The following is a 9,356-nucleotide window of genomic DNA, read 5'->3' on the forward strand; positions in this document are numbered from 1 at the left end:
CGCCGGTTCACCAGGCCTGCCAACCCCTCGGCGTTGTAACGGTGCACCCAATCGCGCAGGGTCTGCCGGTCCATGCCGCAGGTTGCGGCCGCGTCCGTGCGCGACTGCCCTTCCAGTACCAAGGCAAGAGCCAGCATGCGTCGCGCTGCGTTCGCGTCCCGACTGCGAGCTGCAGCCTGCCTCAGGGCATCCGCCGACAAGTCCTGCCGCGTGATCACCACCGCCATCGCAAGCCTCCCGAATCGAACCCCCGGGAGACAGCGAATCACGCCCGCCGCAAACCGCGGATCACATGCGAGTCAGTGACCATGGCGGTTGGTATAAGAGCCCGCTTCGGAAATGGGTCCGAACAGGACGATGCGGTTTTCGAGCTTTCCCGAGGACGTATCCAGGCACCCGTGGCGTGAAGTATCAGAACGGGCGCACTGGGTCCGAGCCGTCCCAGTCCAGCGCGGCAGCGCGGATGCTCTCGGCCCGCGACCGCCGCGCCGGCGTCCGTTCGACGATTTCGACCACAGTGCCCGGATGGCCCTCCGTGGCGAGGTAGGCGAAGCGGCCGCCGCCCAGCGTGCCCTCCTGGCCAACCGTGCAACCCCCGGCCACGGCCCGCCGGTAGAGGCTGTCGTAATCCTCCGGCCAAGCGGCCCAATGCTGCAGGCCCTCGCGGCCGCCCCCTTCGGCCAGGAAGTCGCGGAACATGCTCGGCGTGCCGCAGAGCTGCTGGATCAGCTCGATCTGCACGTCCCCAGAGTTGGCGAACGCCACGGACAGGCGCAGGCCGTCGTGCCGCGCGCCCCGGTAGGTGAAATCCGGCAGGACGGCGTCCCGGGCGTGGAACCAGGGACCGACGCCGCAGACCTCGACCCAGTGCCGCATGGCCTTTTCCACGTCGCGAACCACGAAGCCCATCTGGCGCAGAGGCCCGAAAAGCCGGCTCATGCCGTCCTCCTTCCATCACCGCTGGACGCGGGCGGCGCAGGGCTCCGCGTTCCGCTGGCGCCCGACACCCGCCCAGGGCGCCCATGTGGACCTCTGCCGCCCGTGCGCAGCTTGCTCGCGCCTCGACGCCCTACGCAACCTGCCTGAGCGACGCGGAGTGGGCGATCGCGGAACCGTTCCTGCCGTCCCCGGCGCCGCACGGCAGACGGCGGCGCTGGCCGATGCGACTACTACTCGACGCCGCACTCTACGTCCTGCGGACGGGTTGCGCTTGGAGGCCCCTGCCGCGCGACTTTCCGCCGTGGCAGATCGCCCTTCGCTGGTCCTGCGCCTGGCCCGGGCCGGCGCCTTCGAGAAGATGGCGCACGCGCTCGCTGTCGCCGACCGCGAACGCTCGGGGCGCGAGGCCTCACCCACGGCAGCGGTGTCACTTACCGAGGTGGTCCAAAATGATGCGTGCCACCTCCTCCGGGTGGGTGAGGGGCGACATGTGCCCGGCGCCCGGGATGGCCGCGCACCGGCTCCCCGGCACCGTCGCGGCCAGCACCTCCACCGTCCGACGATCCGCCGGGGTCGTCTCCGCGCCCAGGACCACCGTGGTCGGCACGGCGATCCGGCGGCAGTCGGCCAGGGTCGTCGGGTTCGCCAGGTTGGCCCGCAGCGTCTCCGCGCCAAGAGCCGTTTGCGCGACGAGGCGGCTCTTGGCCTTTTCGCTGAGTGCTGCCCACGCACCCGGCCCGTTCCGGTAGTCCATGAAGCGCGCCCAGGCGGCGGCGCCGTCCCCGGCTTCCGCGTGCCGCAAGAAGTCCCGCGCCACCGCCTCATATTCCGCAAAGAGCGGGTCGCCCGTCTCGCCGAGCAGCGACATCAGCAGCGGCTCGATCAGCACGAGGGAGCGCACCAGCCCCGGCCACCTCAAGGCGAGCCGGACCGCGCCCGCGCCGCCGTAGGAGTGCCCGACCACGTCCACCGGGTCGGGACCGGCGGGACCCTGCTCGATCAAGGCGGCGAGCAGGTCGGCCTGGAGGTCATGGTTGACCGTCGCCTCAGCCGGCGCGCCGGTCCGCCCGTGGCCAAGGAGGTCAGGCGCGATGCACCGCCGGCCTTCTAACAGGGTTGCGACGCGTTGCCACTGAGCGCCGGAGCCGACGCCGCTGTGCGCCATCAGCAGCGCACCCCCGGCGCCCCAAACTTCGCAGTGAACCGACACGCCGGCAAAGTCGAAGACGTCCATGGCGTCGTTCTCCTTCAGGGATCCGCCCTACAAGCGTGCAACGGCCCTACAGGGCGTTGGCGGTGAAATAGGCAATCCGCCAACGCATCGTGCCTCAAGGCCTACGACCAACCACGCAATGGTGTGGCGAGGTCATGAACAGCACGCCCGCGTCCAACGCTGCCTGCCGCGCAGCCTGCCACACCGGTTTCTCCTCGGCGTTCAGTTGCGCAAGCACGCGCCCCTCTCCGAACCGGAAGAATGGGCCTTCGACCCGGTCGAAGGAGGCCAGCATAGGGAAGCAGGTCAGCCGCTCGAAGCCGGCGGCGGCCATGTGGGCGTAAACGCTGCGGTCGGCCACGCCCCGTGGGCTCACCATGGGGGGCTTGTTCTCGATTTTATAACGGAGCACCTCGGGCAGCTCCACATTCCAAGGATGGGGCAGCTCGGCAGCCCGCACGACCACGCCGGCGCGCCCGCCCGGCCGCACCACGCGTCGGAGTTCCCGCAGCGCGAGCTCGGCGTCGCACTCTTCCAGCACCGTGACGCTGTAGGCGTGGTCGAAGCTGGCATCCGTGAATGGCAGGCGCTCCGCGTTGCCCTCCCGGAAGGCGATCCGGTCCGCCAAACCGTCCTCCTCAGCCAAAACTGCTGCCTCTCGCAGCAGGAATGGGTTGAGATCCACGCCCGTGAGGGAGATAGCACTGCCGAGATACCGCGATGCCATGCGGAGCAGCGCTCCAGAACCGCAACCGACTTCCAAGATCGTCTCGCCCGGAACGGGGGCTATAACCTCAAGCATCGTCCTCACCATGCCGGCGTAGCTCGGGCTCATGGCTCGGTCTTCGAGCAGCGCGACCCCGCTCAGGTGACGCCCACCCAACACAACAACCGAATAGCGCTGCGCCAGGTCCGGAAGGACAGCGTCCCACTGCGACGGGGCGAGCAGGAGCGGCAGCAGCACGAGAGCAGGGCCGGCGCCATAGACACCGTAGGTGATGCCGGCGTGGCTGCCGCGGTCGGAGGCGGTAGTTGGCACCGAGGCCTCGCCGGGCAGGTCGCGCAGCGCCGCGACGATCTCCCCTGCCCGGTGGGATACGCTATCAGCCCAAATCTGCTCGCCGTAGCCCGCTAGTGTGACCCGACGACATCCCGGAAGCTGCAGCGCAGCAGCCTCGGCGACTTGCCCCGAGAGGCCGGCGTCACCCGCGACCAGCGTCACCCGCGAGGCCAGGGAAGCGAAAGGAACAGGGTCAATACCCGGCGCCTCGCATAGCAGTAGACTGGCGATCCTTTCTGGGTGCCGGCCTGCGAAGCCGCTGACATCGGCTGGAATCTGCGCCCCTACGTGCGCGGTCTTGAGACCGAGATGATCCCAAAGGGAGGCGAGGCGGTGGGTAAGGGTTGTTTCCCCGATCATTCTGTCCCCCCTGGAGCTTGGGACCGCTACGATAACAATCGCGCTCCCGCCTGCATGGAAGCAAGCTCCGAATGTCTAGGATGGCACAAAGCCGCTGATGCCGGCTGTTGACAGGAAGTATCCGCTAGCCTGCAACACCGAGCAGATCTGTAGCAAGCAGGCAGTGCGCCTTTGAGCCAAACAAGCTCGTAGCCGCGCCGGACGGAAGCACATCGCTTCTGACAAAGGCTCAATTGCTGCAAGGGGTGGTTATCGCAGGTGATCGGGCTCAGGCAATTTCCTCAGCTCTTGGAAGCTGAGCTCTGACAATCCTGCCGTCGCCCGTGGAAACGGCTGAAGTTGGCCGACAGCGGACTCGTAGGTGTCGGGGTTTGGCTGGGTAGAAGCGGACATACGGCTTCAACACCCCGACCGCCGGACTCGACCAAGGCCAACGGCCGAGCTACTGCGTAACCTGCGGCCACAGCCACAAGAGGAACGCAGCCGCTGCCAGTACCCAAACCGGTACGATGAAAGCGGCGCCCGTACGGCTGACCGGTTGACCTTCGGCCTTGATGGCCGCCTCGCGGCGCTCGGCCGTCACGTCCGACGGCACGAAGCGAATCAAGATCTGCCAAGTCTTCCACAGCTAGTAGGTCCCCGATTGGGGCAGGTCAGAGGTCTATGGGCGCCGCGGTGGAAGGAGGCTCATAGCCTCCCGCTTTCGGCTGCCCGCGGGCTGGCCTAACCTGACCCATGAACTTGGAGGAAACCCAACTATGACACCCCCTGACCGCCTGCGCGCCCTTCTGGCGCAGCCCGGCTTCATCGCCATGCCGGCGGTGTGGGACGGCATCAGCGCGAAGCTCACTGCCGCGGCAGGATTTCAAACCGCCTTCCTTTCCGGCAGCTGCGTCGCCGCCAGCCGGCTGGGCGGGCCGGACCTCGACCTGATCTCCTTCGGCGAGATGTTCGACAGCTTCACGATGGTGCGTCGCGCGGCGCCCGAGCTGCTGGTGCTGGCAGACGGCGACCACGGCTACGGCAACCCGATGAATGTGCAGCGCACCGTGCGTGCCTACGGACAAGCTGGCGCCGCGGCGATCCTGATCGAAGACAAGATCACTCCACGCGCGCTCACCGCCGCCGGCAAGCCCTGCATTCCGCGCGAGGAAGCCCGGATGAAAGTCCGCGCCGCGGTGCAGGCCGCCAAGGATAGCGGCATCCTGGTGCTGGCGCGCACCGACTGCCGCCCGACCGCGGGCATTGAGGAGGCGGTGGCCCGGATCGAGATGTATGTCGAGGAGGGCGCTGACATCCTGTTTCTAGACAGCCCGGCCGAGGATGCCGAGATCGCCCGTGCCGTCGCGGCTGCGAAGGGGCGGCCCTCTTTCGCCGTGCTTTCGCCCGCTGGCGGACGGGCGACGCCGCGCCAGACCGAGGCTGCAGACCTCGGCTTCAAAATCGGCACCTTCCCCACCGGCCTGCTGTCGCCGGCGATGGCCGGGATGAAAGCCGGCCTTGCGAGCATTGCCGCCGGTGACTCGGAGACCGCGAGCGCGCTGCCGGCGGCCGAGTTCCGTGCCACCCTCGGCTATGGCGACTACGACATCCAGGCCAAGCCATTCATGACAGAAGGCTAGACGGGGATGGGCGAGACGAGGCGCCGCATCCGCGCCCCCGGCGGCCGAGCCCGCCAGATCACGGTTGATGGGCCAGCCACGGTGACGGCGCTCTGCGACGGCTACCTGGACCTCCCGCGCTTCCCCGACGTGGTGCGCGGCATCGGGGATGACCTGGCTATCGCCGATGGTCAAGACCTCAATGACATGTCCGTCTCGGTCAATGCCTTCCTCCTCGAACTACCGGGTCGGTTGGTGCTGGTGGATGCCGGTGACAGCAACCGCCGCGGCGACAGCTTGGGCCATCTGCTGCCTGCGCTGAAGGCCGTCGGCTACGACCCGGAGGACATCTCTGACTTGTTGCTGACCCATCTGCATGGCGACCATGCGGCGGGATTGGTAAAAGGCGACGAGGCGCTCTTCAGGCGGCGCCGCTCTTGGATGAACACGCGCGAGTTTTCGGGACCAGTACGCGCGGAGGCGCGTACGTAGGTGCGCTCTTGGCCTCACCGCTCAGGTCTGCTTCGAGTGGGCAGAAATGCCACCAGGAAGTGGGACCCAGTGATACTTGTTTTCGGTCCAGTTAGCGGCCTTTGGAGCCGGAAAGTTGGGGTCAGCGAAGGCTCCGGCCGCTACGCCGATGACGTCCAGCATCTGTTCCAGCTGCCAGCACACTGTGGACCCGCACTCGGGACAGAAGTGGGTCTCCACCCAGCGCCCGGCGGCCGATGAGCGGCGGAACGACTTGGAACCGCCTTCAATCCTCACATGGGTCCGGAGGAAGTAGGCGTTCACCCCGTAGACGCTGCCGGTGCGCCTTTGGCATTCCGTGCAGTTGCAAAGCCGAACCCTCTCCGGCTCCCCTTCGCAGACGGCCCGGAGTTGACCGCAGCAACAGGTGGCAGTGCGGGCATGCATGGCGTGTCCTCCGATCTGGAACCATTTCTTGGGAGGTTAGCACTGCTCCTGTATGGGCTACCGCGGTGATGGCAGCCTGCGCCGAGGCCATATACGGGCCATGAGCATGCTGCCCAACGACCAGACGCCATCCGCGAAGCCGAAGATCTCGCCCGAGCAGCGCCGGCGCCGGACCGCCGACCGATTGATGACCATCAAGTTGCGGATGGCGATCGGGCGTGAGTTGGATGATCGGAGCATCACCACACCTGCCGCGATCGGCGCCGCTCTCGGGATGCCGCCGGCCGAGGCAACCAAGCTGCTGACCCGGCATCAATGGCGGGAGGGGGATGTGGCGCTGCTCAAGGTCGTGGCGGCCCGGCTAGGGGTGCAGGTGCCAATCCAGGATCCGTGACGCCGATGAGCTTGGCCTCCGGGACCCAACGCCTACCGGTCTGGCGCAGCACTGGCTTGAGGCGACCGCCGACGAGGGTGCCCTTGGCGGCCCGTTCTACCGCTACGGCGGCGCCGTAATCGACTGCATGAAGGGCGTCGGTGTCTGCCGCCTGACACTCGTGCGGCGGATTGGGCACGAGTGGTGACTACAAGGTCTGAGCCACCTCGTGCCAACCGGTCCAGATCATCTCCAACGCCACGTAGAGGATCACCAGGAGGCCAATCCAGGAGATCCAAGGATATCTGCCCAGCAGCCGGGCAATAAATGTGGCAGCGACCCCCATCATAACCACCGACGCCCCAAGCCCGACCACCAGTACCCATAGGTGGTCCCTCGCCAGTCCAGCGACGGCCAGCACGTTGTCGAGGCTCATCGAGACGTCTGCAACCAGGATCTGCACAATGGCTTGGCGCAGGGTTTTGCGCGGCGTGCCGTTCGTGCCTTCAGCGTCCGTGCCTGGCGTACTCATCCCTGCGGCCACGTGGGCCGACCGCAACTCGCGGAACATCCTCCAACAGACCCAAAGCAGCAGGATGCCGCCTGCGAGGGTGAGTCCGATGATCGCCAGCAACTGCGTTGTGATTAGCGAGAAGAGGATCCGCATCGCGGTTGCCGCGCCGATACCCCAAAGGAGCGCCAGGCGACGCTGCTCCGGCGCTAGGCCGGCAGCAGCCATGCCCACAACAACGGCGTTGTCCCCAGCAAGGGCAATATCCACGAGAAGGACACCTACCAAAGCAACGAGGTCTGGTGGCAAGAAAGAAAGATCCACGGCAGAGTCCTAACATCGGAAGCGGCTGCTGAAAGACGCAAGGGGCGGTCCACCGGTTCCGACGAGGAGCAGTGCTGGCGAGATCAAACCAGTGCTCAGGCCACCGTGCATTCGGCCGCTAATTCCGATCATCACCGCCGCATCAGCCCCTCCAGCACACGCCATCACCCGGTGTGCCTGGCCTTGTTCAGGGGCCGCTTGGCGGGCCTCAGCACTGCGCCCGCCTTGCGTCATCCGGGCCTGCCGACATCGTTCAAGCCTGGCGGCGGTGACCGGGCCATTGGCGCCGCCGCTATGCATCCGGCATCGCCGGGCCCGCGCAGAGCGTGCTGCCCGGGTCCTAGGTGAAGCCGATCAAGGCCGATTGGACCGCGATCGCCGCCAGCGCCGCCGCTATGGTCGCGGTGGCAAGTCCGTGGGAGGCCAAGGCTGCATAGGTAATGCCGCCGACGATCAAGGCCCAGGCCGCAATTTCATGGGAGTCGAGGACTGGCATGGCAAACCTCCACCGACGTCTTGATCCCCTTTTGTAATCTAGAGGTTACCTCTGCCTTATCCAAGGGAAATGGCCGCGCCAAGCCGCTGGAGCTTGTGTTCAAGCGCTCGCCCTCCTCAACTGAATGCCGGATGCATCCCGTTCGTAAAATCAGATCATCATACCTGGGTAGGCAGAGCGGCCCTTCATCTTATCGCCTCTGATGAGAGTACCGCTGTCTGAGTGGCAAGCGAGCACTGCTTCTGTTGCGGAACGCTCGCAAATCAGCCCGGCCGGAGCGGCGTTGGAACGCTGTCCAAGCGATACTTTGTCTCCCTCAAGGCCGCTCCTGTGGCGCGGCCATTCCTTTGCGCGGGATCAAGTATGGCAGCCTCACTTGCGGCAGGCGGGCTTTATCGCAAGGGAGCCGACGCTGCTGTTTGGTCAGCGGCAGCTGAGAGCGAATGGAAGGAGTTGCGGGATATCCTCGTGGTGTAAGCTGATTGAAGGAGCGACCCTTTATTCTCGTCCCCGCCCGATCAGCCTCAACCGGTCGAGACAGCAGCGGAGGGGTAGCTCGCCGCCCCTCCGACACCTACTGCGGGGACTGCCGCAGTTCCGTCGGTGCGACACCTACCCGTTTTGGCCCGCGTGCCACCGCCGAGTTGGATGGACAGCGTCGCTTCGAGGGTGGAACCTGTCCCATAGCCACCCGCAGGACAGACGAGCACGGGTACGTGCCCGCCGAGCAAGGAGGCCATCCGATGTCAGACGAAACGCTGCTGAGCAAGGTGCTGCGGGACGAGGACCGCCTCTTGGCATTGCGGCGGACCGGCCTGCTGGACACCTCGCCCGAGGAGACCTTCGACCGCCTGACCCGGATGGTCTGCCGGCTGCTCGGCGTGCCGGCGGCCCTGGTGTCGCTGGTCGAGGCCGACCGCCAGTTCTTCAAGAGCGCTGTCGGCCTGCCGCAGCCCTGGCTGCTCCGGCGCGAGACCTCGCTGCTGCACTCCTTCTGCCAGCATGTTGTGGCCGCTGGGGAGCCGCTCCTGGTCCAGGACGCGGGCCACCATCCGCTGCTATCCGGCAACCTCGCCATCTCCGAGCTTGGCGTCGTCGCCTACCTCGGCATGCCGCTGATTACGCCAGATGGCCACACCCTTGGAGCCCTATGCGCCATCCATACCGAGCCACGGGCTTGGACATCCGGCGATGCCGCGGCCTTGCGCGATCTCGCCGCGGTGACCATGAGCGAGATGACGCTGCGCCGGCTGGTGGTGGAGATGGTTGAGCGCGGCCGCCGGGAGGCGGCGGAGCACGAGGCGACGAAGGCGCGAGTGCGCCGGCTTGAGGCGTTGCGCCGGCTCGCCGACGGTGTGGGGCACGACCTCGCCGGTGTCATGCAGGCGGTCCAGAGCGGGGTGCGCCTGGCCGGCGCGCGCCTCGGGCATGACCCGGCAACGGCGCAGTCCATCCTTGCTCTGGTCAACGACGTAGCCCGGCGCGGCGGCGCGGTGGCCCAGCGCCTCACGGCTTTTGCTCCGCGTGGCGAGCTCCGGCCTGAGGCGGTCGAGGTGGCGCC

At 67.0% G+C, this 9,356-nt stretch carries 12 protein-coding genes and 1 pseudogene; 5 read left to right on the forward strand and 8 right to left on the reverse strand.

All coding sequences use genetic code 11. The annotated features are described in order from the left end of the window. On the reverse strand, window positions 1-227 hold a 227-nt coding region (locus tag EP26_RS27910; protein ID WP_043344038.1), incomplete at its 3' end, for a helix-turn-helix domain-containing protein. A 184-nt stretch (window positions 228-411) separates the two neighbouring features. Then, on the reverse strand, window positions 412-939 hold the full coding sequence (locus EP26_RS27915) for a VOC family protein (protein WP_043344042.1): 528 nt from the start codon (window positions 937-939) through the stop codon (window positions 412-414). Between the two features lie 83 nt (window positions 940-1,022). Between EP26_RS27915 and EP26_RS33970 the strand changes: the two are divergent. After that, window positions 1,023-1,262: pseudogene (locus EP26_RS33970) on the forward strand (transposase); the annotation flags it as partial. Between the two features lie 104 nt (window positions 1,263-1,366). On the opposite strand, the gene EP26_RS27920 reads toward EP26_RS33970, so the two are convergent. From EP26_RS27920 to EP26_RS35675, 3 genes are all read right to left on the reverse strand, one after another. Continuing rightward, window positions 1,367-2,173 (reverse strand): alpha/beta fold hydrolase, encoded by an 807-nt coding sequence (locus EP26_RS27920; RefSeq protein WP_043344045.1) that lies wholly within the window; start codon window positions 2,171-2,173, stop codon window positions 1,367-1,369. 94 nt (window positions 2,174-2,267) lie between these two features. Next, window positions 2,268-3,572 (reverse strand): class I SAM-dependent methyltransferase, encoded by a 1,305-nt coding sequence (locus tag EP26_RS32620; RefSeq protein WP_052389786.1) that lies wholly within the window; start codon window positions 3,570-3,572, stop codon window positions 2,268-2,270. A 442-nt stretch (window positions 3,573-4,014) separates the two neighbouring features. Further along, window positions 4,015-4,179, reverse strand: a complete 165-nt coding sequence (locus tag EP26_RS35675; RefSeq protein WP_157033876.1) for a hypothetical protein — start codon at window positions 4,177-4,179, stop codon at window positions 4,015-4,017. Window positions 4,180-4,330: 151 nt separating this feature from the next. Between EP26_RS35675 and EP26_RS27930 the strand changes: the two genes are divergently transcribed. Then, complete coding sequence (locus EP26_RS27930) at window positions 4,331-5,194, forward strand: isocitrate lyase/PEP mutase family protein (RefSeq protein WP_043344048.1); 864 nt, start codon at window positions 4,331-4,333, stop codon at window positions 5,192-5,194. A 6-nt stretch (window positions 5,195-5,200) separates the two neighbouring features. Beyond that, window positions 5,201-5,665 carry an MBL fold metallo-hydrolase gene (locus EP26_RS32625; RefSeq protein ID WP_052389787.1) on the forward strand — a complete coding sequence of 155 codons (465 nt, stop codon included), beginning with the start codon at window positions 5,201-5,203 and terminating at the stop codon, window positions 5,663-5,665. Window positions 5,666-5,686: 21 nt separating this feature from the next. Here the strand turns inward: EP26_RS32625 and EP26_RS38790 are convergent, their stop codons facing one another. After that, the gene (locus EP26_RS38790) at window positions 5,687-6,091 is read right to left on the reverse strand and encodes a GFA family protein (protein WP_084113084.1); all 405 of its coding nucleotides are present in this window, start codon (window positions 6,089-6,091) and stop codon (window positions 5,687-5,689) included. A gap of 52 nt (window positions 6,092-6,143) precedes the next feature. On the opposite strand from EP26_RS38790, the gene EP26_RS27940 reads away from it, so the two are divergent. After that, entirely contained in the window at window positions 6,144-6,485 is a 342-nt protein-coding gene (locus EP26_RS27940) for a hypothetical protein (RefSeq protein ID WP_043344051.1), read from the forward strand. 187 nt (window positions 6,486-6,672) lie between these two features. Here EP26_RS27940 and EP26_RS27945 read toward each other — a convergent pair whose 3' ends face one another. After that, complete coding sequence (locus EP26_RS27945) at window positions 6,673-7,299, reverse strand: TerC family protein (RefSeq protein WP_043344054.1); 627 nt, start codon at window positions 7,297-7,299, stop codon at window positions 6,673-6,675. Between the two features lie 340 nt (window positions 7,300-7,639). Continuing rightward, complete coding sequence (locus EP26_RS35680; RefSeq protein WP_157033877.1) at window positions 7,640-7,795, reverse strand: hypothetical protein; 156 nt, start codon at window positions 7,793-7,795, stop codon at window positions 7,640-7,642. A gap of 743 nt (window positions 7,796-8,538) precedes the next feature. Between EP26_RS35680 and EP26_RS27950 the strand changes: the two genes are divergently transcribed. Further along, on the forward strand, window positions 8,539-9,356 hold an 818-nt coding region (locus tag EP26_RS27950), incomplete at its 3' end, for a GAF domain-containing protein (protein ID WP_157033878.1).

It is taken from the genome of Belnapia moabensis DSM 16746 (assembly GCF_000745835.1).
Lineage (GTDB): Bacteria > Pseudomonadota > Alphaproteobacteria > Acetobacterales > Acetobacteraceae > Belnapia > Belnapia moabensis.